The 24389-nt window shown below is 68.6% G+C and carries 23 protein-coding genes and 9 tRNA genes; 17 read left to right on the top strand and 15 right to left on the bottom strand.

Annotation, left to right across the window (positions count from 1 at the left end):
- Nucleotides 1-189: 189 nt before the first annotated feature.
- The 8 genes from VZQ01_RS17380 (at nucleotide 190) to VZQ01_RS17345 (ending at nucleotide 1171) form a co-directional block, all read left to right on the top strand.
- On the top strand, nucleotides 190-342 hold the full coding sequence (locus VZQ01_RS17380) for a hypothetical protein (protein ID WP_170300441.1): 153 nt from the start codon (nucleotides 190-192) through the stop codon (nucleotides 340-342).
- A 108-nt stretch (nucleotides 343-450) separates the two neighbouring features.
- Nucleotides 451-522: transfer RNA gene (locus VZQ01_RS17375), tRNA-Gly, on the top strand.
- A 26-nt stretch (nucleotides 523-548) separates the two neighbouring features.
- Nucleotides 549-620: transfer RNA gene (locus VZQ01_RS17370), tRNA-Gly, on the top strand.
- Between the two features lie 14 nt (nucleotides 621-634).
- Nucleotides 635-706, top strand: a tRNA-Ala gene (locus VZQ01_RS17365).
- Nucleotides 707-738: 32 nt separating this feature from the next.
- Nucleotides 739-812 (top strand) — tRNA-Leu (locus tag VZQ01_RS17360).
- A 10-nt stretch (nucleotides 813-822) separates the two neighbouring features.
- Nucleotides 823-898, top strand: a tRNA-Pro gene (locus VZQ01_RS17355).
- Nucleotides 899-922: 24 nt separating this feature from the next.
- Nucleotides 923-997: transfer RNA gene (locus VZQ01_RS17350), tRNA-Pro, on the top strand.
- 103 nt (nucleotides 998-1100) lie between these two features.
- Nucleotides 1101-1171, top strand: a tRNA-Ala gene (locus VZQ01_RS17345).
- A gap of 6 nt (nucleotides 1172-1177) precedes the next feature.
- Here VZQ01_RS17345 and VZQ01_RS17340 read toward each other — a convergent pair.
- Together VZQ01_RS17340 and VZQ01_RS17335 are read right to left on the bottom strand one after the other, a co-directional pair.
- Nucleotides 1178-1567 (bottom strand): VOC family protein, encoded by a 390-nt coding sequence (locus tag VZQ01_RS17340; RefSeq protein ID WP_426748403.1) that lies wholly within the window; start codon nucleotides 1565-1567, stop codon nucleotides 1178-1180.
- Nucleotides 1568-1654: 87 nt separating this feature from the next.
- Nucleotides 1655-2422 (bottom strand): helix-turn-helix domain-containing protein, encoded by a 768-nt coding sequence (locus tag VZQ01_RS17335; RefSeq protein WP_426748402.1) that lies wholly within the window; start codon nucleotides 2420-2422, stop codon nucleotides 1655-1657.
- A gap of 182 nt (nucleotides 2423-2604) precedes the next feature.
- Here VZQ01_RS17335 and VZQ01_RS17330 point away from each other — a divergent pair, with 182 nt between their 5' ends.
- The 3 genes from VZQ01_RS17330 to VZQ01_RS17320 all read left to right on the top strand — a co-directional run bounded on the left by VZQ01_RS17330 (nucleotide 2605) and on the right by VZQ01_RS17320 (nucleotide 3047).
- Nucleotides 2605-2772, top strand: a complete 168-nt coding sequence (locus VZQ01_RS17330; protein ID WP_408888359.1) for a hypothetical protein — start codon at nucleotides 2605-2607, stop codon at nucleotides 2770-2772.
- 109 nt (nucleotides 2773-2881) lie between these two features.
- A tRNA-Glu gene (locus tag VZQ01_RS17325) sits at nucleotides 2882-2954 on the top strand.
- Nucleotides 2955-2972: 18 nt separating this feature from the next.
- A tRNA-Arg gene (locus tag VZQ01_RS17320) sits at nucleotides 2973-3047 on the top strand.
- Between the two features lie 102 nt (nucleotides 3048-3149).
- Here the strand turns inward: VZQ01_RS17320 and VZQ01_RS17315 are convergent.
- The 3 genes from VZQ01_RS17315 to VZQ01_RS17305 are packed head-to-tail and all read right to left on the bottom strand — an operon-like array spanning nucleotide 3150 to nucleotide 6166.
- On the bottom strand, nucleotides 3150-4109 hold the full coding sequence (locus VZQ01_RS17315) for an alpha/beta fold hydrolase (protein WP_223782234.1): 960 nt from the start codon (nucleotides 4107-4109) through the stop codon (nucleotides 3150-3152).
- Between the two features lie 36 nt (nucleotides 4110-4145).
- Nucleotides 4146-5303, bottom strand: a complete 1158-nt coding sequence (locus VZQ01_RS17310; protein ID WP_223749717.1) for an acyl-CoA dehydrogenase family protein — start codon at nucleotides 5301-5303, stop codon at nucleotides 4146-4148.
- A gap of 11 nt (nucleotides 5304-5314) precedes the next feature.
- A complete protein-coding gene (locus VZQ01_RS17305; RefSeq protein ID WP_082164923.1) occupies nucleotides 5315-6166 on the bottom strand; it encodes an IclR family transcriptional regulator in 852 nt (283 codons plus the stop codon).
- Between the two features lie 106 nt (nucleotides 6167-6272).
- Here VZQ01_RS17305 and VZQ01_RS17300 point away from each other — a divergent pair, with 106 nt between their 5' ends.
- The 5 genes from VZQ01_RS17300 to VZQ01_RS17280 are packed head-to-tail and all read left to right on the top strand — an operon-like array spanning nucleotide 6273 to nucleotide 12350.
- A complete protein-coding gene (locus tag VZQ01_RS17300) occupies nucleotides 6273-7043 on the top strand; it encodes an enoyl-CoA hydratase (protein WP_426748401.1) in 771 nt (256 codons plus the stop codon).
- A 1-nt stretch (nucleotide 7044) separates the two neighbouring features.
- Nucleotides 7045-8568, top strand: a complete 1524-nt coding sequence (locus tag VZQ01_RS17295; protein ID WP_426748399.1) for a 3-hydroxyacyl-CoA dehydrogenase — start codon at nucleotides 7045-7047, stop codon at nucleotides 8566-8568.
- A 5-nt stretch (nucleotides 8569-8573) separates the two neighbouring features.
- The gene (locus VZQ01_RS17290; RefSeq protein WP_426748398.1) at nucleotides 8574-9770 is read left to right on the top strand and encodes a 3-oxoadipyl-CoA thiolase; all 1197 of its coding nucleotides are present in this window, start codon (nucleotides 8574-8576) and stop codon (nucleotides 9768-9770) included.
- A 32-nt stretch (nucleotides 9771-9802) separates the two neighbouring features.
- Nucleotides 9803-11221, top strand: coding sequence for an aldehyde dehydrogenase family protein (locus VZQ01_RS17285; RefSeq protein ID WP_426748397.1), 1419 nt, complete (start codon nucleotides 9803-9805; stop codon nucleotides 11219-11221).
- Between the two features lie 34 nt (nucleotides 11222-11255).
- Nucleotides 11256-12350 (top strand): Zn-dependent alcohol dehydrogenase, encoded by a 1095-nt coding sequence (locus VZQ01_RS17280; RefSeq protein WP_426748396.1) that lies wholly within the window; start codon nucleotides 11256-11258, stop codon nucleotides 12348-12350.
- Between the two features lie 43 nt (nucleotides 12351-12393).
- Here VZQ01_RS17280 and VZQ01_RS17275 read toward each other — a convergent pair whose 3' ends face one another.
- From VZQ01_RS17275 to rraA, 10 genes are all read right to left on the bottom strand, one after another.
- Nucleotides 12394-13719 (bottom strand): IS701 family transposase, encoded by a 1326-nt coding sequence (locus tag VZQ01_RS17275; RefSeq protein WP_426748395.1) that lies wholly within the window; start codon nucleotides 13717-13719, stop codon nucleotides 12394-12396.
- A gap of 158 nt (nucleotides 13720-13877) precedes the next feature.
- Complete coding sequence (locus VZQ01_RS17270; protein ID WP_426748394.1) at nucleotides 13878-14252, bottom strand: hypothetical protein; 375 nt, start codon at nucleotides 14250-14252, stop codon at nucleotides 13878-13880.
- 92 nt (nucleotides 14253-14344) lie between these two features.
- Nucleotides 14345-15133, bottom strand: coding sequence for a transporter (locus VZQ01_RS17265; RefSeq protein ID WP_426748393.1), 789 nt, complete (start codon nucleotides 15131-15133; stop codon nucleotides 14345-14347).
- A gap of 171 nt (nucleotides 15134-15304) precedes the next feature.
- Nucleotides 15305-16393, bottom strand: a complete 1089-nt coding sequence (locus tag VZQ01_RS17260; RefSeq protein ID WP_426748391.1) for a branched-chain amino acid ABC transporter permease — start codon at nucleotides 16391-16393, stop codon at nucleotides 15305-15307.
- A gap of 21 nt (nucleotides 16394-16414) precedes the next feature.
- Nucleotides 16415-17308, bottom strand: coding sequence for a branched-chain amino acid ABC transporter permease (locus VZQ01_RS17255; RefSeq protein WP_267698386.1), 894 nt, complete (start codon nucleotides 17306-17308; stop codon nucleotides 16415-16417).
- The gene (locus VZQ01_RS17250; protein ID WP_426748390.1) at nucleotides 17305-19125 is read right to left on the bottom strand and encodes an AMP-dependent synthetase/ligase; all 1821 of its coding nucleotides are present in this window, start codon (nucleotides 19123-19125) and stop codon (nucleotides 17305-17307) included. Before VZQ01_RS17250 ends, VZQ01_RS17255 begins: the two co-directional genes overlap by 4 nt.
- Nucleotides 19122-19892 (bottom strand): ABC transporter ATP-binding protein, encoded by a 771-nt coding sequence (locus VZQ01_RS17245; protein WP_426748389.1) that lies wholly within the window; start codon nucleotides 19890-19892, stop codon nucleotides 19122-19124. Before VZQ01_RS17245 ends, VZQ01_RS17250 begins: the two co-directional genes overlap by 4 nt.
- A 17-nt stretch (nucleotides 19893-19909) precedes the next feature.
- Nucleotides 19910-20716, bottom strand: a complete 807-nt coding sequence (locus VZQ01_RS17240) for an ABC transporter ATP-binding protein (protein ID WP_426748388.1) — start codon at nucleotides 20714-20716, stop codon at nucleotides 19910-19912.
- Nucleotides 20703-21950: an ABC transporter substrate-binding protein gene (locus VZQ01_RS17235; protein WP_223782242.1), complete on the bottom strand. Its 1248-nt coding sequence runs from the start codon at nucleotides 21948-21950 to the stop codon at nucleotides 20703-20705. Before VZQ01_RS17235 ends, VZQ01_RS17240 begins: the two co-directional genes overlap by 14 nt.
- Before the next feature lie 368 nt (nucleotides 21951-22318).
- Nucleotides 22319-22819: a ribonuclease E activity regulator RraA gene (rraA, locus tag VZQ01_RS17230; protein WP_223749727.1), complete on the bottom strand. Its 501-nt coding sequence runs from the start codon at nucleotides 22817-22819 to the stop codon at nucleotides 22319-22321.
- Nucleotides 22820-23057: 238 nt separating this feature from the next.
- Here rraA and hemL point away from each other — a divergent pair, with 238 nt between their 5' ends.
- Complete coding sequence (gene hemL / locus VZQ01_RS17225) at nucleotides 23058-24353, top strand: glutamate-1-semialdehyde 2,1-aminomutase (RefSeq protein WP_223749728.1); 1296 nt, start codon at nucleotides 23058-23060, stop codon at nucleotides 24351-24353.
- The last annotated feature ends 36 nt before the right edge of the window (nucleotides 24354-24389 follow it).

The following is a 24389-nucleotide window of genomic DNA, read 5'->3' as shown; positions in this document are numbered from 1 at the left end:
GCCAGGGAGCGCTGCGACGCGGGCTTCCACGAACCTCATAGCGCGAACGGGGGACGCGGTCAGCCCTGCTTCCGGGGTGGGTGTCACCTCGTGGATGCCCGGGGCTCTGGCGCGTGACGGGATGGGAATCACTCGCATGTCAGGGATGAAATATCCGCGCGTCTCTTTTCGCTGAAAGGAGCGGTGACCATGACGACGGCGAACCTGACGAGCCCGATGAACCCCGAGATCCTGAACGACACTGTCAGCGGCATCGATGCGCTCGCGCCCGCCGCGCTACGTCCCGCTCCTCTTCCCGCCCTGCTGGGCGATGCCGCCGGCGGTCGACCGCCCGGAACCTGAGACCCCAGGCCCGTCCCCTCGAGGACGTGGCCGAAGGTACCAGGGCCGGGCTCCCCTCGAGGGAACCCGGCCCTTCTCATGTTCCGGGCCTCCCGCCCCCCAGCACACGCAGCCTTGGCCGAGAGGCGAGGCACCTGAGCGCCACTCAGGACCACGCGGGTTCGACTCCCGCAGGCTGCTTCACGAGCACACCGCAGGGACGCAACGCAGCCTTGGCCGAGGGGAAAGGCACCTGAGAGCCACTCAGGACCGCGCGGGTTCGACTCCCGCAGGCTGCTTCACGAAACACATTGGGGTCGTAGCTCAGCGGGAGAGCGCTCGGTTCGCATCCGAGAGGTCCCGGGTTCAATCCCCGGCGGCTCCATTCCATCACAGTCGTTGTCGTCTGTTTCAAACGCCGCGGTAGCCCAATTGGTAGAGGTGCTGCGCTCAGAACGCAGAGGTTGCGGGTTCGACTCCCGCCCGCGGCATGGTGCTTCACGGGACGTAGCTCAGCTTGGACAAGAGCGCGCGCTTGGGGTGCGCGAGGTCGCTGGTTCGAATCCAGTCGTCCCGACTCGTTGCAGGCAGTGGTGGTTTCCTGGATGTAGCTCAGTCTGGCCAGAGCGCACGGTTCGGATCCGTGAGGTCGCAGGTTCAAATCCTGTCATCCAGATGTGAAGTGTTTCATGCTCCGGGATGCGATTGGATCGCAGCACGGCCGTCTACCGTGTGAACAGGGTTCGATTCCCTGTCGGAGCGCTGGAAGCACCCCTTCAGGGACCGTGGTTCAACGGGAGAATGCTCGGACGGCATCCGAGCGGTCCGGGTTCGATTCCCGGCGGTTCCATTCACCTCAGGCGGAGATGGGGGAGCAGAGCTCCACCAGCACGCCGTTGAGGTCCTGCACGTAGGCCACCGACTGTCCCCAGGGCTTCTGCTTGGGTGGTTGGACGGGGCTTGCGCCTGCCTTCACCGAGTGCTCGTAGGCGCCCGCGACATCGGGCGTGACGAGCGCCACCTCCACCGCGGCGGGAGTCTCCTTCGGCCGGTGGAAGCGCACGGTGAGCCCGTTCTGTCCGGCCATCTCCTCTGACGCGAAGGCCAGCGCGGTGGTGCCCGTGTCCAGCTCTCCGTACGTGTTGCTATCGTGGAGGAAGCGCCGCTTCAGGCCGAAGGCCTTCTCGTAGAACGCGAGGGTGGCGGGGACGTCCGGGACGTAGAGGATGACATAGCCGAGCTTCATGAGAGGGCTCCGAGGTGGGAGTGAGGACGCCGATGGAGGCGGTCTCTCATGGGCCCGCTGGGGTGTCTTGAAGAAATCGGACGCGGCTCATTCCAGCAGGCCGGTGGGAGACACTCCCGCCAGCTCTCGGACCTCCCGGGTGAAGTGGGCCTGGTCCGAGTAGCCGCAGTCGAGCGCCACGGTGCTCAGCGCGGAGTTCCCCGCGCGAAGCTGCCCCAGTGCTCGCTGGAAGCGCAGCACCCGGGCGAGCAGCTTGGGCGCCGTGCCTGCTTCCTCGAGGATGTCGCGGTGCAGGGTCCGCTCGCTGATGCCCAGCTCGCGCGCCAGCGCGGACATGCGCACCTGTCCCGAGGAGGACTGGAGACACTGGAGCGCGTGGGCGGTCCGGGCCTTCGGCAGGTGTCGCGGCGAGGCATTGCGGCGCAGGAGCTCTTGTTGGAGCAGGGCCTGGGCGTGCTCGAGGGAGCGGCAGGCGGACAGCCGTTGCTGGAGTGAGACGAGGGCTGGCGCGCAGTCCTTCACGGGGACGTTGAGGTTGCACAGCTCGCGAGGGCTCACGCCGAGCAGCGCGAGCGCCCAGCCGGGCTTGAGCCGGATTCCGAGGCTCACCGAGCCGGGGGCCTCCTTCACGAGCGCGAAGGACTCCATGGGGCCGACCACCGTCACGCGGGGTTCGTCGCCACGTCCCAGGGTGCGCATGTCCGAGAAGCGCACGATGAGGTCCGTGCAGCCGTCGGGGAGGATGCGGTGGAGGCCTGGCGTGGCGGTGGAGGGCGTGACGTAGCGCCAGAGCGCGTCCACCCGGTCGGCCATGAAGGCCGGCGGCGCCAGCTCCGTGTATCCATCCTCGAGCATCCCTCGGTCTCCTCCTGGGGAGAGGATAGTACCGGGCGGCTCATTCCGCGCGGGCTTCGAGCCGGGCGAGGGGGATGGCGCCAGAGGGCTCGCGGGCCGCTGTGCACGGTGTGCTCGCATTGAAGACACATGTCTTTGTCAGGGCGAGAAGTCGAGCGCGTCTGTCGTTGGCGAAAGGAGCGGTGAATCTGCCGATGGTGAATCCGATGAGCCCGATGAATCTCAAGCGCAAGAACGACACTGTCCGCGGCATCGCCGTGCTGTTCGCGAACACCGAGCAGGACACCGTCTCCGAGGACGAGCTGTGGGAGGGAATCGCTTCCTTCCGTAGCGCTCCACCCGGCCGTTGAGCTTCCTGGCCACGTCTCGATGACGTGGCCGGGCGGTTTCAGAGGCCGGGCTCCCAGAGGGGACCCGGCCTCTTCTCGTTTCCGGGTTCCCTCTCTCGCAGTACCTGCCGCCCCGTTCGTCTATCGGCGCAGGACACCGCACTCTCTATGCGGGAAGACGGGTTCGACTCCCGTACGGGGCACTCTTCGCGACATCTTCAGGTCCTGTAGCTCAGCGGATTCAGAGCGCTCGGGTGCGAACCGAGAGGCCGCAGGTTCGATTCCTGCCAGGACCACTGTTTCAGCTGTTTCATGCACGCCGAGCCAGCGGGCGACGGCATCGGTTCGACATACCGACTTGGCCGGGTTCGACTCCCGGGGCGTGCACTCCCGAAGCCTCACGCAGTCGCGGACGGTCGCTCCGGCAGCCGTTCCATCGCGGGCAGCGCGTCGGGCCGGTCCCACAGCACGAAGTGGCTGCACCCGTCGAGCGTCACCACCTCGAGCTCCGGACGGCCCTTCTGCGCGCTCTCCAGCATCGACCTGGACTCCAGCACCCGGTCCTTCCCCGGGACGAGCACGGTGCCGCGCCGCACGTTGCGGAACAGCGACTCATCGCGCTCCTCGAACCAGCGCGCCAGGTCCACCAGGTTGGTCAGCATGGTGGACACCCGCTTCGGGTTGAACGGGAACGCCATGATGAGCTCGCGCTTGCGCGCATCCTCCAGCGGCCCCCACGCCCCCCGGTTGTGCCGGGAGATGGGCGCCAGGCGCCACAGCGGAATGAAGAATGGCAGCAGCCACAGCTGCGCCCGCGTCAGGCGCGTGTACGCACGAGCACGCGGAAGCACGGGCGCCTCCAGCACCACCTCCACCTTCTCGAACAGGTCCGGCCGCAGCTTCGCCGCCTCCAGCACCACCGCGCCTCCGCGCGAATGCCCATGGACGCGCACCTGGTCCGTCCTCGGCAGATGCTCCAGCGCCTGCACCAGCACGGCGGCGTCGTGGGCAATCGTGCCCTCCGGAGCGCTCGGCACCTTCGCCCAGGGCGCTGGCACCTCGCGAGGACCTGTAATCGGCAGGTGGTAGTCGCAGCTCGTCACCAGGATGAGCTGGAGCCCCGGGTCCTCGTAGTGGCGCGTGAAGTAGCGCATGTCCGCCACGAAGCCGTGCATGCACAGCACCGTGGCACGCGGGTTCTCACAGCGCCGCTCCGCGATGACCGCCTTGCCCACCCGGTGGATGTGCCCGTCGAAGGCCTCGCTCGGGCAGGGCGTGCACTCGCGGACGAGCAGCCACTGCCGCAGGGCGAGCACGAGAACGACGATGCCGACGAGGACTGCGATGGCCACGGACATGCAGACTCCCAGGGGGCCAGGCCTCGAACGGACGGCTCAGGTCGCCTCGCGCATCATATTTCGCGCGATGACCAGCTGCTGAATCTGGCTGGTGCCCTCATACAGGCGGAACAGGCGCACGTCGCGGTAGAAGCGCTCGATGCCGTAGTCCGCGATGTACCCCGCCCCTCCGAAAATCTGCACCGCGCGGTCTGCGACGCGCCCCACCATCTCGCTCGCGAACAGCTTGCAGCAGGACGCCTCGGTGCTGATGTTCTGGCCCGCGTCCCTGCGCCGGGCCGCGTCCAGCACCATGCAGCGCGCCGCGTAGGCCTCCATGCGGCTGTCCGCCAGCATGGCCTGGATGAGCTGGAACTCCGCGATGGGCTTGCCGAACTGCTCGCGCTCCATGGCGTAGCGCAGGCTCTCCCGGATGAGCCGCTCGGCCACACCCACGCACACCGCCGCGATGTGGAGCCGGCCCCGGTCCAGCACCTTCATCGCTGTCTTGAAGCCCTGTCCCTCCACGCCGCCCAACAGCTGCGTCGCGGGGACACGACAGTCCTCGAAGAGCACGTCCGCGGTGTGCGTCCCCTTCTGTCCCATCTTCCGGTCCGACGGACCGATGATGAGCCCCGGGGTGCCCGCCTCGACGAGGAACGCGGAGATGCCCGCGGCCCCCTTCTCGTCCGGGTTGGTGCGCGCCATCACCGTGAACAGCCCCGCCTCGGGCGCATTGGTGATGAAGCGCTTGGTGCCGTTGAGCACGTACACGTCGCCCTCGCGCCGGGCCGTGGTCCTCAACGAGGAAGCATCCGAACCCGCGTTGGGCTCCGTCAGCGCGAACGCACCGACAATCTCTCCCGAGGCCAGTCGAGGAAGGTACTTGCGCCGCTGTTCCTCCGTGCCATCCAGGATGATTCCCTGCGAGCCGATGCCGTTGTTGGTGCCGATGAGCGAGCGGAAGGCGGGCGACGTCTGTCCAAGCACGAAGGCCACCTGCACCTCCTGGCTCATGTTCAGCCCGACGCCGCCGAACTCCACGGGTGTGGACAGGCCGAACAGGCCAAGGGCGCGCATCTCCTCGATGATGTCCCGGGGGATGGCATCCTCGTCCGCCACGCGGTGCTCGTTGGGAATCAGGCGCTCCTTCACGAAGCGCTCCAGCATGGAGAGCAGCTGCTCCAGGGTCTCGTCCTCGCGGGCGGTGAGCATGGTGGTCCTTGTCAGCGGTGCTGCAGTGCCGCCTCGACGTTGCGCACCAGGTTCACCAGCCGGGGACCGATGTCCAACAGCAGCCGCTGACGAGGCAGCAGGAACGACGGCCCGCCACAGTTGAAGGCCAACAGCCCGCTGCCATCCGGCGCGACGAACGGCACGCCCACCGCGTTGACATCCCGGTCCCAGTCTCCGACAGAGAGCGTGAAGCCGTGCGTGCGGTACTCCTCCAGTGCCTGCTCGATGCTCGCCTGGATGCGCGGCCACTTCTCCGGCTCGCGCTTGGCCATGTGTCCCATCAGGTAGCGACGCTCGCCCTCGGGGAGCGCGGCGAGCAGCGCCCGTCCCATCGCCGTGGTGGCCAGCGGCAGTCGAGAGCCGATATCCAGCCGCAGCGTCACCGCGGCGGTGGAGCGACAGTGCTCCACGTACACCACGTTGAGCCGGTCCCGACTGCCCAGCGACACCGGGACGTTCGCGTAGTCCGCCAGGTCCTGCATCAGCGGTCGGGCCACGTCGCGCACGCCCATGTTGGAGAGCGCCGCGAAGCCGAGCGCGAGCACCCGCGTGCCGAGCTGATACTTGCCCAGCCGCTCCGAGTACGTGAGGTAGCCCAGCCGCGTCAGCGTATGCGTCAGCCGCGAGATGGTGGGCTTGGGCAGCCCCGTGCTCGCCGCGAGTTCCTGGTTGCCGAGCATGGGGCGCTGCGGGGTGAAGGCCCTCAGAATCTCCAACCCACGCGCGAGCGCCGTCACGAATTGACGGTCCTTCACTTCCTCTTCGCTCACCTGCTCCAGCGACTCCACGAACGGGGCACCGGCGTCACTGGGCGGAGATGAGGGGGCTGCGAAGCGTCTCATGACAGTCCTGACAAGAGCGGGATTGCCATCACGATAAACAGACAGTACAAATGGGTCAAGGTCTGCGAAATTCAGTTTCGCATAGCGAAACAAGGAATATCCAACCATGTCCCACGTGCTCGTCGAGAGGCCCGAGGAAGGCATCGCCTTGGTGCGACTGCACCGTCCCGAGGTCCGCAATGCATTGGGATTGGAGCTGCGCCAGGAATTGGCCGCGGGCTTCCGGGAGCTGGGGGCGGACGCGGCGGTGCGTTGCATCGTGCTGACGGGCGGACCGGAGTTCTTCGCGGCGGGTGCGGACCTGCGGGCCCTGGTGGACGCGACGCCGGTGGACCTGCTGCTGCGGGACACCCAGTGGCTCTGGCAGTCCCTGGCGGAGTGCCCCGCGCCGGTCATCGCCGCGGTGAATGGCTTCGCGCTCGGAGGTGGCTGTGAGCTGGCGATGCACGCGGACATGATTGTCGCGGGAGAGAGCGCCAGCTTCGGTCAGCCGGAGATTCGGGTGGGCATCATGCCGGGGGCGGGAGGCACGCAACGGCTGACGCGCGCGGTGGGGAAGTTCAAGGCGATGAAGCTGCTGCTCACCGGCGAGCCGATGACGGCGCGGGAGGCGGAGGCCATGGGCCTGGTCACCGAGGTGGTCCCCGACGCGGAGGTGTTGGAGCGGGCGCTCACGCTCGCGCGGAAGGTGGCGAACATGCCGCCCCTGGCCGTGCGACAAATCAAGGAGGTGGTCCTCGCGGGACAGGACGCGTCCCTCGCGGAGGCGCTGCTCCTGGAGCGCAAGGCCTTCCAGCTCCTCTTCGCCACGCGCGACCAGAAGGAGGGCATGCGGGCCTTCCTGGACAAGCGCAAGCCCGCCTTCGAGGGACGCTGACATGGTCGACGTCCAAGCACCCTCGCTCACGTTGGGACTGGTCGGAACGGGCGTCATGGGTCGAGGCATCGCCCAGCTCGCCGCGCAGGCGGGAATCACCGTCCGCTTGTTCGATGCGCGTCCCCAGGCCGCGGAGGAGGCCCGCGCGTCTGTCGCGTCTACGCTCGAGATGCTGGTGACGAAGGGTCGCCTGTCGCCCGAGGAGGCGCGCGCGGCGACGGCTCGGCTCGAGCCTGTTCCCTACGAAGCGTCGCTCGCGGGCTGTGACGTGGTGGTGGAGGCCATCGTCGAGGACCTCGGTGTGAAGCAGGCGCTGTTCACCCGCCTGGAGGGCATCGTCGGGCCGGAGTGCCTGCTGGCCACGAACACCTCGTCGCTCTCGGTGACGGCCATCGCCTCGGCGTGCGAGCGCCCGGGCCGCGTCGGTGGCTTCCACTTCTTCAACCCGGTGCCGTTGATGAAGGTGGTGGAGGTCATCGAGGGGGCGCGCACGGAGCCCTGGGTGGGGGAAACGCTCGTGCTGCTCGCGAGGCGGCTGGGCCACCGGCCGGTGCGCGCGGCGGACACCCCGGGCTTCATCGTGAACCACGCGGGGCGCGGCTTCGGCACGGAGGCGCTGCGCATCCTCCAGGAGGGCGTGGCCTCCTTCGAGGTGATTGACCGCGTGCTGCGGGACGCGGCGGGCTTCCGGATGGGGCCGTTCGAGCTGCTGGACCTCACGGGGCTGGATGTCTCGCACCCGGTGATGGAGTCCGTGTACGAGCAGTTCTACCAGGAGCCGCGCTTCCGTCCGTCGTACGTGCTGCGTCAGCGGCTCACGGCGGGACTGCTCGGGCGCAAGAGCGGGCAGGGCTTCTACTCCCACGAAGGGGGACGGCCTCACGCCGTGCCGGAGCCCGTGCTTCCCAAGGGAGAGCAGCGGCCGGTGTGGGTGGCCGCCGATGAGCCCGGCTGGCGCGAGGCGCTGCTGGCCGTGGTGCGCGCGGCGGGTTGGTTCCCAGATGATGGAGAGCATCCCGCGCCGGAGTCGCTGTGCCTGCTCGCGCCGCTGGGGCGGGACGCCACGACCACGGCACTGGCGCTGGAGCTGGACCCCGAGCGCACGGTGGCGGTGGACCTGTTGTTCGGTCCGGAGCGTCGGCGCACGGTGATGACGACGCCGGTGACGCGGCCCGCGTTCCTGGACTCGGCGCTCGCGCTGCTCGGGGCGGATGGAACGCTGGTGGCGCGCATCCACGACAGCACGGGCTTCGTCGCGCAGCGGGTGCTCGCCACCGTGGTGAACATCGCGTGCGACATCGCGCAGCAGCGCATCGCGAGCCCGGAGGACATCGATGCCGCGGTGACGCTCGGGCTGGGTTATCCGCTCGGACCGCTGGCCTGGGGTGACGCGCTCGGTCCGCGACGCGTGTTGAAGGTGCTGGACGCCATCCACGCCGCCTCCGGAGACCCGCGCTATCGCGCGAGCCCATGGTTGTCCCGCCGAGCCCGGCTCGGTGTCTCCCTCCTCACGCCGGAGAGGTGATTCGCATGAGCGCCTATATCTACGATGGGTTGCGCACGCCGTTCGGTCGTCACGCGGGAGCGCTGGCGCCTGTTCGCCCCGATGACCTGCTCTCCGGAGTCATCCGCGCGCTGCTCACGCGCGGCCCGTTCGAGCTGGGGGACATCGAGGATGTCGTCATCGGGTGCACCAACCAGGCGGGGGAGGACAGCCGCAACGTGGCGCGCCACGCCGCGCTGCTCGCGGGGCTCCCCATCGAGGTGGGCGGTGTGACGGTGAACCGGTTGTGCGGCAGCGGGCTCGCGGCGGTGCTGGACGCGGCGCGCGCGGTCATGACGGGGCAGGGAGAGCTCTTCGTCGCCGGGGGCGTGGAGAGCATGAGCCGCGCGCCCTTCGTGATGCCCAAGGCCGAGTCGGCGTTCAGCCGCGACACGCAGGTGTTCGACACGACGATGGGTGCCAGGTTCCCGAACCCCCGCGTGGTGGCTCGCTTCGGTGGTGACACGATGCCGGAGACGGCAGACAACATCGCGCGCGACCTGGGCATCGGCCGCGCGGCCTCGGACCGGTTCGCGCTGGCTTCGCAGCAGAAGTTCGCGACGGCGCAGGCTCGGGGGTTCTTCGCGGGAGAGTTGGTCCCCGTGGAGCTGCCGGGACGCAAGGGGGCGGTCACCACGGTGACGGTCGACGAGCATCCCCGCCCGGACACGACGCTCGACAAGTTATCCACACTCAAGCCGCTGGCCGCGGAGGGGGTCGTCACGGCGGGCAACGCCTCGGGCATCAATGACGGCGCGGCGGCGCTGCTCGTCGGCTCGATTTGTGTCGGCGAGTCCGTGGGGTGCAAGCCGCTGGCGCGCATCGTCTCGGCCGCCATCGCGGGAGTCCCGCCACGCACCATGGGACTGGGGCCCGTGCCGGCCGCGCGCAAGGCGCTGGAGCGGGCGCAGTTGGCGCTGTCGGACATGGACATCATCGAAATCAACGAGGCCTTCGCTGTGCAGGTGCTCGGCTGCCTCAAGCTGCTGGAGCTGGGCGAGGACGACAGCCGGGTGAACCCGAACGGTGGAGCCATCGCCGTGGGACATCCACTGGGAGCCTCGGGTGCGAGACTGGCCCTCACGGCGGCGCGACAGCTCCAGGTCTCCGGTGGGCGCTACGCGCTCGTCAGCATGTGCATCGGGGTGGGGCAGGGCATCGCCGCCGTCCTCGAGCGCGTGTGAGCGGCTTCCTCTTCTGACGTTGGGAGAACCGAATGCAGGTCTACGACAAGCTCTACATCCAGGGTGAGTGGGTGGCGTCGCGAGGCGGTGGGCACATCGACGTGCTCAGCGCATCCACAGAAGAGGTGATGGGACGCGTTCCCGAGGGCACGGCGGAGGACGTGGACCGCGCGGTGCGCGCGGCGCGTGGTGCCTTCGAGGCCTGGGCCTCTCTGACCGTCCCGGAGCGGGCGGCGTTCTTGCGGAGGCTCCAGGCGGGGCTGACGGAGCGACAGGATTCGCTCGCGAGGACGATGACGGGCGAGGTGGGCATGCCCCTGGCGCTGTCGAAGGCCATCCAGGTGGGCACGCCCATCACCGTGACGGGGACCTACGTGCAGCTCCTCCAGGAGCACGCCTTCGAGGAGCAGGTGGGCAACTCGCTGGTGGTGCGCGAGCCGGTGGGCGTCGTCGCCTGCATCACACCGTGGAACTATCCGCTGCATCAGATTGTCGCGAAGGTGGCGCCGGCACTGGCGGCGGGCTGCACCGTGGTCCTCAAGCCCAGCGAGGTCGCGCCGCTCAACGCGTTCATGCTCGCGGAGATCCTCCACGAGGCGGGGCTGCCACCTGGGGTCTTCAACCTCGTGTCCGGAACGGGAGCGGTGGTGGGCGAGGCGCTCGTGCGTCATCCCGAGGTGGACATGGTGTCCTTCACGGGCTCGACGCGAGCGGGACGCCGGGTGTCGGAGCTGGCGGCGGCGACGGTGAAGCGCGTGTCGCTGGAGCTGGGTGGCAAGTCCGCGTCCATCGTCCTCGCGGACGCGAACCTCAAGAACGCGGTGAAGCGGACGGTGGGCAACTGCTTCCTCAACTCGGGTCAGACGTGCACGGCGCACACGCGCATGCTGGTGCCTCGGGCCTTGCACGATGAGGCGGCGCGCCTCGCCGCGGAGGTGGCCGCGAGCTTCACCGTGGGCGACCCGTTCCAGGGAGAGGCGAAGCTTGGTCCCGTCATCTCCGAGGCCCAGCGTGCGCGCGTGCGTGAGTACATCCAGCAGGGCATTCGCGAGGGCGCGAAGCTCATCGCCGGTGGGCCCGAGCAACCCGAGGGTCTACCGAAGGGCTACTACGTGAAGCCCACGGTCTTCGCGGGCGTGACGCCGGAGATGACCATCGCGCGGGAGGAGATCTTCGGTCCCGTGCTCGCCATCCTGCCGTACGACGATGAGGACGACGCGGTCCGCATCGCGAACAGCACCATCTACGGCCTGGCCGGCGGTGTCTGGTCGGAGGACGTGGAGCACGCGAAGCGAGTCGCGCGCCGGATGCGCACCGGACAGGTGGACATCAACGGCGGACGCTTCAACCCGCTGGCTCCGTTCGGTGGGTATCGACAGTCCGGCAACGGCCGAGAGCTCGGCCGCTACGGGCTGGAGGAGTTCCAGGAACTCAAGGCGATGCAGCTCTAACGCAGTCCCTCCCTCATCCGAGTCAGGAGTCCCCATGAAGGCCGCGGTGTGTTTCGAGAAGGACGTGCTGACCGTCACCGACGTGAGCTTCGAGCCGCCGAAGGCGCGCGAGGTGCTCGTCCGCATGGTGGCCTGTGGTGTCTGTCACACGGACCTGTCGGTGGTGAACGGCACGGTGAAGATGAAGCTGCCCTGTGTGCTGGGGCACGAGGGCGCGGGCATCGTCGAGGAAGTAGGGGAGGAGGTCACCCATCTGCGGAAGGGGGACAAGGTCGTCCTCTCGTGGGTGGCGCAGTGTGGCGAGTGCTACTTCTGTCGCATCCAACGGCCGAACCTGTGCGAGCTCGGCGAGCGCATCAACGCGGGCAACCGGATGCCGGACGGGAGCACGCGGCTGCGCAAGGACTCGCGCGAGCTGAACGTGTTCTCCGCGCTGGGGGCGTTGTCGGAGTACGCGGTCGTGCCGGCCCGAGCGGCGGTGAAGCTCCCCGAGGCCGCGCCGCTCGACAAGGCGGCGCTGGTGGGCTGCGCGGTGACGACGGGGGTGGGGGCGGTGTTCAACACGGCGCAGATGCCGCCAGGGGCGACGGTGGCGGTGTTCGGCACGGGCGGCGTGGGATTGAACATCATCCAGGGCGCGGTGATTGCCGGCGCCGAGCGAATCATCGCGGTGGACGTGCACCCGAAGAAGCTGGAGTTCGCGAAGGTGTTCGGCGCGACGGACGTCATCGACGCGACGAGCGTGGACCCGGTGGTGGGCATCCGCGAGCTGACGCGAGGGCGGGGCGCGGACTATGCGTACGAAGCGGTGGGCCGCAAGGAGACCATCGAGCAGGCCTACCAGTGCACGCGCAAGGCGGGCACGTGCGTCGTCGTCGGCGTGGGGAGCGTGAAGGAGCAGATCTCCCTCAACGTCTTCGTGCTGCCGTTGTTCGAGAAGCGGCTGCTCGGCTCCTGGTTCGGCACGGCGGATGTGCACCGCGACATGCCCCGGCTCTTGGACCTCTACAAACAGAAGAAGCTCAAGCTGGATGAGTTGGTGACGACGACCTACAAACTGGACCAGCTCGACCAGGCCTTCACGGACATGAAGAACGGAGTGAATGCCCGGGGAGTGGTCTTGTTCTGACTCGACTTTCGCCATTTTAGAGCGAGGGAGAGAGCGCGGCGGTCTACTCCGCGCTCTCCTGAGATGGCGGGGCGCGAGAGGCAGCACGTAAGTTGGCGCGAAGTCGACGCGGCGAATGCCAGCGGGCCCGGGCCAGGGAGGATTGAGCCAGGCGGAGGACATCCGCGAAGCTGACCGTGGTCTTGGTGGTGTACCAGGGGCGCAGAGGCACCCTCAGCTGTTGCCAGTTGGCGGTGAGCTCCAGGTACCAGAGGACGAGAAGGGTGTAGCTCAAGCCAGCGAAGGGAGCGGTGCGAAGCACGGCCAGGCGACGGCGGGCCCGCGAGTCGGCGAAGCCAAGCAGTTGCTTCAAGTCCCGGAAGAGCACTTCGATGCTCCACCTGAAGGCATACCGTTCCACCACTTCGAGGGCAGACAGGGAGGGGGCGGTGCAGAAGAAGACTCGCAGGGGGCGGCTTCCACTTGTCATCCGCACGACGACCACCTTGAGCATCCGCTCGCCGGCAGCACTCCTCCACCGGGCCACCACCTCCTTGTAGTCCACCTGCTGCGAGCGGCCGTAGAGCTGGGCTGTCAGCCGCATCCAGGGGAGCGCTGAATCTCTGGCAAGGGCCTCGGGCTTGGGCACCGGCACGTCACGCGTCAGCCAGCGCCCCGTTTTCCGCGAGCGGCAGCGGTGCACGCGCGGGCGCGTCAGCACTGCATCTGGACGCATGGCTCCGACGAAGACGAGCCGCTGCGGCAACCCCTTGAGCAGGGTGCTGCATGAGTACGCTTCGTCCGCGGCCAGTTCCAAAGGGCCCGTTGGCAGCCAGCTGAGGACACGCTCAACCAACTCTCGGCCCAACTGCGTTTTCTTCCGGTGCCGGATGTCCCTCCTCTGGCACTCGGCTTGGGTGCGGTAGAGCCGGAAGAGAACGGGCAGTGCCCAGGGGCGCGCAGCAAAGGGCACGTGCACCAGCACCGCGAGCGTCACCCAGACGTGGCCGAAGCAGAAGACGCGCATGGCCCGGGTGGAGCGAACCGCATCCAGGTGACTGCCCAGGCCGAAAACCTTCGGCCCCTTGTGACTGCAAAGGGTGTCATCGAGTACCAACCGCACGGGTCCCAATGCCGCCAGCTTCAACAGGAGCAGTCGGCCTACCTCGTCCGTACTCCACCGCGTCCGGGAGAAGAAGCGATGGAAGGCCGCATGGTGCTGCACGCCCGACACTCCTGCGGCCACCAGCGCCTCGGTAACGGCGTGCGTGCCTCCACTGCACACCCAGCCGGCGAACAGCACCAGGAAGCGGAGGAACGAGGGCTCGGTGAACGCCGGCCGAACCAGCTGCAGGACTCGAAGCAGTGCATACAAATGGGAAGCGGCCATCGCAGACCTCGAAGGTGCTGGAAGAGGCGTGTCTTGCCGGACACCTCTCTCAGCTGGTCTCGATGGCCGCTCTTTACCAACCCTCAGCCCTCTCTCCTCTCGGCCCCCTGCTTGGGCATCCCACCCCAAAAGGGCGAAAGTCGAGTCTGAGGCCACGCTCAGTCGAGCCAGTCCTCGGCGACGCGCCACTCCGGACTTGGGGGGACCCTGGAGGTCCCCAATGCTTCGACCGCGACGGATTCCAGCTCATCGAGGGTCGCCGTGCGGCGCACCCAGTGAGGGCCTCCGTGAGGTGTGACGCGAGCTTCCCAGGCGTCTCCACAGGGAAGCAGGTGGACCGACCTGTCGAAGAGCCAGACGTCGGCGAGTGTGTACTCACCGTCGCGAGTCTCGGTCTCAGGTGCCGAGCGTCGTGGCGGTGTGGTGACGAAGATGCCCGAGGGAGCGAAGAAGGCGCGCCTGGAGAAGCTGAACCCCCTGGCTTCGAGACGTCGCCCGAGCTCGTCGAGAAGTTCCTGGTGCTGGGTCGTCATAGGGGCTCACGACCGACGCTATGACGTCCGGTGGCATGGGCACCAGGGGCAGGGTATCGAGCCCACTGGTGCCGTACTGACTCGCGCCCGTCCTAGAAGAACACGTGCGTGAACCGAGCGCCGATGAACTGGCTCTTCGTCACGCCCTCGGACGCGGCGACGTCCGGCTGGAACTGGAGCATCAGCGTGGAGGCCTTCTCCAGCCGGATGCCCATCGTCAGCCGCAGCGACTGCACCGTGGTGCTCTTGGCGATCTCCAGCTCACCCGCCGGCGTGTCGATGGTGCGCTTGCCCGACGCCTCGACGATGTAGCCCGCGCCCGTGAAGAACGTGGACGACAGGTCCATGCCCAGATGGAAGATGCCGCCGAACGACGGCGCCTGGCTCATCACCACCTTCGAGCCGCCCTCCGCGCTCGGAATCAGGAACTCGTCGTTGTCCCCCTGGAACGCCACGCTGCCCATCAGCTCCGCCGTGAAGATCTTCTTGAAGCGCTGACCCGCGACCAGCTGCGGACGTACCACCCACCGGTTCGCCCCGATGTTCACCAGCCGGTTGCTGTCATAGCTGCCCACCGGCACCGTGACGTACGGCGTGAGCGCGAACCACGTGTGCGTGTTGTCCTCGGCGTTCTGCACCAACCCATATCCAATCGTCGGGATGTACGTCACATCGCCCACGCCCGAGGCGCGCAGCGCCGTCTTCGGACCCGCGGGCGACGCCGGGTTCGCCTGGAACACCGTCACGTCCACCACCGGCAGGCTCAAGTCCAGCGGCACCACCACCAGGTCGCCGAACTTCAGCACGTACGTGGCGCGGAAGGCCGCTTGGAGCTGTGAGAAGTCACGCTCACCGGACGCGGAGACGTGACGCAGGTACATGTTGGTGATGATGCCCCGGTGCGGGACGAAAAATCCCGCCTCGTAGTCTCGCAGGTCCGCCTGCTGGGCCTGAGCCCCGGTGGCCGAGAACAGCACTGCGAACAGGACACTGAGCAGCATGCGCTTCATGGTGATTCCCTCCCTCGAGGAACGTCGTCGATACGGTTTGCGTCAGTAACGGAACGGCCACGCCTGGAAGTACCGGCGGACCCGCAGCCACACGCCGAAGAGCCCCAGGGGCTCGAGCACCAGCACCAGCACCACCACCAGCGACAGCAGCACCGTCGACTGCTGCGCGGACGTGAGCTGATTCACGAAGGGAATCGTGCCGCCCACCGTCTCCGCCAACGGGCTCAGGAACGTGAACGCGAGCGCGCCGCTGACGGCGCCGAACACCGTGCCCACCCCTCCCAGCACAATCATCGCGATGTACTGGATGGAGAGGTTCAAATCGAACGGCGGCTCCACCGTGATGTATTGCTGCTGGAACGCGAACATCGCCCCCGCGACGCCCGCCAGGAACGACGACACGCCGAACGCCTGCAGCTTCGCCTGCGTCGTCCCCACCCCCAGCACCTCCGCCGCCAGGTCCTGGTCCCGCACCGCCATCATCGCCCTGCCACTGTCCGAGCGCTGGAGGTTCTTCGTCAGCCACACCGTGAACGCGGCGAGCCCCGCGAAGAGGAAGTACAGCTTCCGCTCGAAGCCGAAGCGCACGCCGCCCACGCTCCACGCGGTGCTCATCGACGCCGCCGTGCCCGTCTCGTCGCGGAACCACCAGTACATCGGCACCGCCGTCCCGCTCAGCCCGCTCGTCACCTCCGGATACGCGAGCAACACATGCTGCGTGAGGAACACCAGGCCCAGCGTGACGATGGCCAGGTACAACCCCTTGAGCCGCAGCGCGAACGCGCCAATCACCACGCCCACCAGCGCGGACACACCGCCCGCCAGCGGCAACGCCAACCAGAACGGCCAGCCCAGCTTCGTGCCGAGCACCGCCGCCGTGTACGCGCCCAGCGCCAGGAACGCCGCGTGCCCCAGGCTCACCTGTCCCGCGAAGCCCGTGAGCACCATCAGTGACGCGGCGCCCACGATGGCCACCAGCCCCAGGTTGCCCACGGTGAGCCACCGCGTGCTCACCAGCCACGGGTAGCTCAACCCCACGGCCAGCGTCAGCAGCAGCCCCGCCCGCTGCCACAGGCCGGGAAAGAGCTTCAGGTCGTCCTCGTACCGAATCACCAGGGGGCGCGTTGGCATGATGTCGTCTCGCGCGCGTCGTCAGACGCGGCGCACCTCGTGCTCGCCCCACAGCCCGCGCGGACGCAGGACCAGGAACAGAATCATCGCGGCGTAGGGGAAGACGGCGTGGAAGTTGTGCCCGAAGGCGCCCAGGTGTGGATTCACATACGCCTGGGACAGCACCTCCAAGAGCCCCAGCACGAACGCGGCCACCACCGCGCCCACCACCGACTCCAGTCCTCCGACGATGATGGCGGGGAATGCCCTCAACGCCACGTAGCCCAGGTTCGAATCCACCGAGCGCGGGAACATCCCCAGGAACACGCCCGCCACCGCCGCCGTCGCTCCCGCCAGGAACCACGTGAAGCCGAGCACCCGGCCCACCGGAATCCCCAGCACCAGCGCCACCTCCTGGTTCTCGCTTGCCGCGCGCATCGCCACGCCCAGCGGCGTGCGCTGCACCAGCGCGTGCATCCCCACCAGCACCACCGTCGTCGCGCCCAGCGACACCAGCGAGGACAGCAGCACGGTGGCGTTGCCCACCTGCACCTCCGCCATCGCATCCCACGGCGTGGGCATTCCACGCGTGTCCGTGCCGAATGCGATGACGATGCCCGCGCGCAACAAGAGCCCCAGGAACAGCGTCAGGATGATGGTGGTGAAGACAGGGCGCCCCACCATGCGGCGCAGCACCGTGCGCTCCAGGAGCGCGGCCAGGCCGCCGGTGAGACACGCGGACGCGGCGAGCGCCAGCCACCAGGGCAGCACCTCCACCAGCGCCGTCATCAGGAACGCGCCCAGCGCGAGCAGCTCGCCGTGCGCGAAGTTGAAGAGCCGGGAGGCCCGATACACCACGGAGAAGCCCAGGGCGATGAGCGCGTAGCTCGCCCCGAGCGCCAGTCCGGAGATGCCGAGCTGGAGAAGCTGCGTCATTCGCGTGTCCTCGCGTACATCTCTTCCACCAGCTGGGAGTGCAGCTCGAGCACCGCCTTGCGGCGCACCTTGAGGGACGCCGTCACCTCGCCCGCGTCCTGCGTCATCTCGCGCTCGAGCAGTCGGAACGCCCGCACCTGCTCCACGCGCGCCAGCGTCTCGTTCGCGCGGGTGACTTCCTCCTCGATGAGCTTGCGCACCTCGGGCCGCTGCGTGAGGTCCGTGTACGAGGTGAAGGCCAGCTTGCGGCGCAGCGCCCAGTCCGCCACCGTCTCCGGGTCCACCTGCACCAGCGCGGTGACGAAGGGCCGCCGGTCGCCGATGGCCACTGCCTCCTTGATGTACGGACTGTTCTTCAGCGCGTTCTGGATGCGCTCGGGCGACAGGTTCTTCCCACCCGACGTGATGAGGATTTCGCGCTTGCGGCCGGTGATGCGCAGATACCCGTCCGCGTCGATTTCGCCCAAGTCCCCGGTGCGCAGCCAGCCCTGCGCATCACGCACCTCGGCGGTGGCCTCCGGCTTGTTGAGGTAGCCGAGGAACACGTTGCTGCCGCGCACCAGCACCTCGCCGTCCTCGTCCAGCTGGCACTCCACGCCGGGCACCGGGCGTCCCACGGTGCCCAGGCGCGTCGCGCCAGGGATGTTGAGGTGGCTGGTGCCCGCGCTCTCCGTCTGCCCGTAGCCCTCGTAGATGCGAACGCCCACGCTGTCGTACCAGGCGAGCAGCTCCGGAGAGATGGGCGCCGCGCCGGAGATGGGGAAGCGGCAGCGCCTCAACCCCAGTCGCTCCTGGAGCGGGCGGTAGACGAGCAGGTCGCCCACGCGCCACAAGAGCGCGTCCCACCAGCGACGCTGTCCTGTCCGCTCGCGCTCGCGAATCCCGGCGCCCAGGCGGGTGAAGGTCTCGAACAAGGTGCGCTTGAGCCACGAGGCGTCGCGCATCTTCACCATCACCACCGCGTGCATCTTCTCCCAGATGCGCGGCACGCCCAGGAACACCGTGGGGGACACCTCGGCCACGTCCTGCTGCACCGTCTCCAGCGCCTCGCCGAAGTGGACCTTGCCTCCAACGGCCAGGGGCAACAGCAGGCTGAACAGCTTCTCCGCGACGTGACACAGCGGCAGGTACGAGACGACGCTGTCCTCCTGCCCCAACCCGAGCTGCGCGGTGAAGGTCGCCGAGCCCTCCAGCATGTTGCGGCTCGACACCAACGCGCCCTTCGGCGAACCCGTGGTGCCCGAGGTGTAGATGACCATCGCCGGCTCATCCGGACTGCGCGCCGCGAGCTGCGCCTTCAGCCACCCGGGCTCCCGCTCCAACAGCGCGCGGCCTTCCTCCAGGAAGCGCTCCCAGAGACGCAGGCGTGAATCCTCCACGCCGCGCAGGCCCCTCGGCTCGACGACGAGCACGTGCTCGACGGAGGGTGTCTCGTCGACGACGGCCGCCACCTTGTCGTACTGCTCCTGGTCCTCGCAGAGCACGACGCGACAGCGCGCGTCGTTGAGGATGTACGCCACGTCCGCGGCGGGGTTCGTCTGGTAGATGCCCACGCCGCGAGCGCCGAGCACCTGCGCGCCCAGGTCCGTGAACAGCCACTCCGGCCGGTTGTCGCTGAGGATGGCGACCGAGTCACCGGCGCGCACGCCCAGCTCCCACAACATCCTCGCCGTCCACCCGACGCGCTCCAGGTAGCCCTGGAAGGACAGCTCCCGCCAGATGCCCAGGCGCTTCTCGCGGAGGGCCACCGCATGCGGATGTTGCTCCGCGCGCAGGTAGAGCTGGCCCGGCAGGCTCAGCGGTAGTGCCGTACTCATGCCGCCACCGCCCCGCCGACGTACGCGCTGAGCACGCGCGAGTCCTCACGCAGCGCCGAGGGCGGCCCGTTCGCGATGACGCGCCCGCGGTCCAGCACCGTCACCTGTGTTGCCAGGTCCATCACGAAGCGCAGTTCGTGACCGATGAGCACCTGCGTCACCCCCAGCTCGTGGCGGATGTCGAGCAGGTGGTTGGCCATGTCCTCGGTCTCCTCCTGGTTGAGCCCGGCGGTGGGCTCGTCCAGGAGCAGCAGCTTCGGCTCCATGCACAGCGCGCGGCCCAGCTCCACGCGCTTGCGGATGCCGTAGGGCAGCACCGACACGGGCATCCACCGGTAGTGCTCCAGGGAGAGGAAGTCGATGACCTCCTCGGCCTTCTCGCGGTGACGCACCTCCTCCAGCCTCGCGCCACGCGTCCAGAAGAGGTGACGCAAGAGCCCCGTGCGGTACTTCGGGTGGCGGCCGAGCAGCAGGTTCTCCAGCACCGTGAGGTGCTCGAAGAGGGCCAGGTTCTGGAACATCCGCGACACGCCGCGCCGGGCAATCTCCGGTGGCTCCAGGCCCGTGAGCGCCTGTCCTTCCAATCGCACGCGTCCCTCCATGTGACGGTGGATGCCGCTGACGCAGTTGAAGAGGCTGCTCTTGCCCGCGCCGTTGGGACCAATCACGGCGTGCAGCGCGCCGGCCTCGATGGAGAACGAGACTCCATCCAGGGCTCGCACCCCGGAGAAGGACAGGCCCACGTTGTCGAGCTCCAGCAAGGCCATGCCTCACCCTTCACGGTTCACGACAGCCAGCGACGCTTGCGGCGGTAGCGCTTCAGCTCGTGGTAGCCGCGCTGCCCCTCGCGGCCGAAGCCCAGGTAGAACTCCTGCACGTCCGGGTCCTCGCGCAGCTTCTCCGCGGGCCCATCCAGCACCACCTTGCCCGTCTCCAGCACGTACCCGTGGCTGGCCATGCCCAGCGCCACGCGCGCGTTCTGCTCGACGAGCAGCACCGACACACCCTCGGCGGCGATGCGCTGAATCAGCTCCGACACCTCGCCCACCGCCTTCGGCGACAGGCCCAGGAAGGGCTCGTCCAACAACAGCACCCGGGGCCTGCGCATCAGCCCTCGACAGATGGCGAGCAGCTGCTGCTCACCGCCGGAGAGGTAGCCCGCCTTCTGTCGCCGCCGCTCACGCAGCACGGGGAAGCGCGAGTAGGCGGACTCGACCAGCTCCTTGCGCGCCTGCGCGCCCATGCCGAAGCCGCCCGCGAGCAGGTTCTCCTCCACGGACAGCTCGCCCAGGATTCGCCGGCCCTCCAGCACCTGCACCACGCCCGCGTGCACGCGGCCGTCGGTGGACAGGGCCAGCAAATCCCGCCCGGACAATTCGACACGGCCCTGGGTGATGGCGCCGTCGTGCAGGTCGAGCAGGCCGCTGATGGCGCGCAGCGCGGTGGACTTGCCCGCGCCGTTGGGTCCGAGGAGGGCCGCCACGCCCTGGTGGGGGACCTCCAGGGTGATGCCTCGCAAGGCACGCACCGCCGAGTGGTAGACGACCTGGAGGTTCTGCACGCGCAGCAGCGGAGGACTACTTGCTGTCATCGGCGGCCTTCGCGGCGGGCGTGCCCAGCGCCTTGGGCGGCGCGTAGCCCGCGACGACACTCCAGCTCCCCTGGTCCAGCACGGGCTTGAGCACCCGCACCTCCAGCGCCGTCGCATAGGGGAAGCGGGACAGGTCCACCGGCTCCGCCGTCAGGCCGCCCGCGGTGGTGCGCTGGATGTTCCTGAGCGCCTTGAGGTAGCCGGCGCGCGTGACGTCCTTCGCCTCGATGGCGGCCTTCAGCGCCTCCAACTGCACGCGGCCCTGGACGTAGGACGCCAGCGTGTAGAAGTCCTTCGGCGTGTCTGGGTACTTCGCGTGCAGCGCGATGAAGTCCTTCATGCCCGGCACGTCGTCGCCCCAGAAGGTGAGCCCGGTGGCCCAGTAGAAGTTCGCGAAGACGGGCGCGGGGATGACCTTCGGGTCGAAGAACCGGTCCACCCACGCGGGCGTCTGTCCAATCCAGGTCGGCTGATACTTGAGCTGCGCGGCCGTGCCGAGGATGGGCCCCGAGGCCCCGGGCAGCACCGTGAGCAGCACGTAGTTGGCGCCGGACTGCTGGAGCGCGGTGACGACGGCGGCGAAGTCCTTCTGCCCTGGCGCCACGCTCTGCTGCGAGACGACGGTGACGCCGTGGTGCTTCGCTGCCTCCGTCCAGCCCTCCAGCCCGTCCTTCCCGTAGTCGTCGCCCTGCGCGACGATGGCGGCCTTCACCTTGTCCGCGCCGCCCGCGTGCTCCACCGCCCAGTCGAGGGCGCGCATCGCCTCCAGCTTGTAGGACGCGCCGATGGGCGGCGTGTACTGGTGCCGCGCCATCTCCGACGACTGTGACGCGGGGAAGGCGACCACGTTGTCCGCCGTGAGCTTGTCGCGCAGGGGCAGGGTGTTGGGCGTGCCGAAGCTGGTGCCCAGGAACAGCACCTGCTCATGGAGGTCGCTGTACGCCTGCACCGCGTTCTGCGGGTTGTAGGCGTGGTCGCGCTCCACCAGCTCCACGCGCCAGCCCGGCGGCAACAGCCCCGAGTCCCCCGCGTTCACCTGCCTCGCGAGCAGCCGCTTGCCCGCGGCGAAGGGCTTGCCGATGGCGGCGCCAGGGCCGCTCTCGTCGTTGAGCGCGCCGATGTAGACGACCTTCTTCTCCAGGTCGACACCCTTGTCTGTCTTGATGTCCGACAGGGCGGCGGGACGCGTCTGCGTGCCCTCCGGAGCCGGAGCTTCTTCCTTCTTGCAAGCCATCAAGCAGAGAGCTGTCGCCAGGAGTCCGACCACGAGCCGTTGCATCGCAACCTCCCCGTCAGATTCGTGGCGGCACAGTAACCACACTCGCTCGGAAGAGAAAAGACAGTCACCGGTAATTCGATGGCTGTATTTCGCAGGGCGGAACTTCTCGGCGGGATGTTTTGACTGTGTTTCGCACGGCGAAATGTCTCGCGCGGATGATGCATCGCGCAAGGCCGCGGCGCGCAGTCTGGATGTGCTTTGTCAGGAGGGGCGGACGGGGACACGCCGGTGGCGGCGGTCCTCCCAGTCCCGCGAACACGTGGCCCACCCGGGCGTGACGGATTTCCACGAGGTGGAAAGCCACGTGTCCCGCGCGCGGCGCTTCAGTCCAGCGACGACTCCGGCAGCGCGGTCTCCGACGTGACGATGCCATCCGCGTCCGCGTAGAGGTGGTGTCCGGGGCGGAAGGTGACGCCCGCGAAGCGCACCTCCACGTCGCGCTGGCCCTCGTTGCGCTTGAAGCTCTTGAGCGGGTGCGTGCCCAGCGCCTTCACGCCGAGCGCCATGCGGCCCACCTCTTCCGAGTCACGGATGCAGCCGTTCACCACCACGCCCGCCCAGCCGTTCTGCTGCGCGAGCAGCGCCAACTGGTCCCCCACCAGCGCGCAGCGGCGGCTGCCACCGCCATCCACCACGAGCACCCGGCCGTTGCCCTTCTCCTCCAGGGCCTTGCGCACGAGCGAGTTGTCCTCGGGGGCGCGCACGGTGCTGATGGGGCCGGTGAACGTGGTGCGTCCGCCGAAGTCGATGAAGCCGGGCTCGGCGACCTGGAAGTGGGCCGTGCCCGCGTGCGTGTCACACAGGTCCGCCGTCTTGAAGTCCATGGGGCTGCTCTCCTGGGAAGGGTGGCCTCGGGGCCGTCGTCGTCACAGCGCTGTATCACCCCCGTGTCCAGCCCCCGGGACATCGGCATCACGCCGATGTGCGTTCTGGTGTGATTCCCCGGGGATACGTTGACGAAGGGTCAACGCGGGCGGCGGTCGATGGGCCGCAGAAGGGGCGGGCATGGGGGCAGGCTACTCGGAGGGAGGCTCGCCTCGCGGCGCGTGCTATGGAACCCACATGAATCACGCTCACAGCCAGTCCCTGTTCGCCCGCGCGCAGGCGCGCATCCCGGGCGGAGTGAACTCCCCGGTGCGCGCCTTCCGTGGCGTCGGAGGAGACCCCGTCTTCTTCCGCGAGGGCTCGGGCGCCTGGCTCACCGACGTGGACGGCAACCGCTACGTCGACCTGGTGGGGAGCTGGGGGCCGCTCATCCTCGGCCACGCCTACCCGCCCATCGTCGAGGCCATCATCGAGTCGGCCCGTCGCGGCTCGTCGTTCGGCGCGCCGCACGCGGGCGAGGTGGAGTTCGCGGAGCTCATCTGCGCGACGATGCCGGCGGTGGAGATGGTGCGGCTGGTGTCCAGCGGCACCGAGGCCACCGTGGCCGCCATCCGCGTGGCGCGCGGCTTCACCGGCCGCGAGCACATCCTCAAGTTCGAGGGCTGCTTCCACGGCGCCGGAGACCCGTTCCTGGTGAAGGCGGGCAGCGGTGTGGAGACGCTGGGCCTGCCGGACTCGCCGGGCGTGCCGTCGGCGCTGGCGAAGCTCACGCTCACCGCGCCCTTCAACGACCTGGCCGCGGTGGAGCGCATCTTCGAGGAGAAGGGCCAGGACATCGCCTGCGCCATCATCGAGCCGGTGGTGGGCAACATGGGCGTGCTGGTGCCCAAGCAGGGCTATCTGCAGGGCCTGCAGGCGCTGTGTCAGAAGCACGGCGTGCTGCTGGTGCTCGACGAGGTGATGACGGGCTTCCGGCTGGCGCGCGGTGGGGCGCAGGAGCTGTACGGGCTGAAGCCGGACCTGACGACGATGGCGAAGGTGATTGGCGGCGGCATGCCGCTGGGCGCCTACGGTGGCCGCGCGGACGTCATGCGCAAGGTGGCGCCGGCCGGGCCGGTGTACCAGTCCGGCACGTTGTCGGGGAACCCGGTGGCGGTGGCGGCGGGGCTCGCGTGCCTCAAGGCGCTGGCGGCGCCGGGGACGTACGCGCGGCTGGAGCAGGTGAGCCGGATGTTGGAGGAGGGCTTCATCGCGGAGGCGAAGGAGGCGGGGGTGCCCGTCACCGTCAACCGCGTGGGCAGCATGCTGACGGTGTTCTTCACCGAGCAGCCGGTGTTTGACTACACGAGCGCGAAGACGTCCGACACGGGGCGCTTCGGTCGCTTCTTCCACGCCATGTTGGATGCGGGCGTGTACCTGCCGCCGAGCCAGTTCGAAGCGGCCTTCGTCTCGCTGGCGATGGGCGAGGCGGAGGTGGCGCACGTGCTGGGAGCGGCGAGAAAGGCCTTCCGCGCGCTTGGCCAGACCGGTTGAGCCTCCGCCCCTGGAGGGGCCTGTTCGTTTCGGTCC

Source organism: Myxococcus faecalis, assembly GCF_050039385.1.
Lineage (GTDB): Bacteria > Myxococcota > Myxococcia > Myxococcales > Myxococcaceae > Myxococcus > Myxococcus fulvus.
This window is presented reverse-complemented; position numbering and strand designations above follow the sequence as displayed.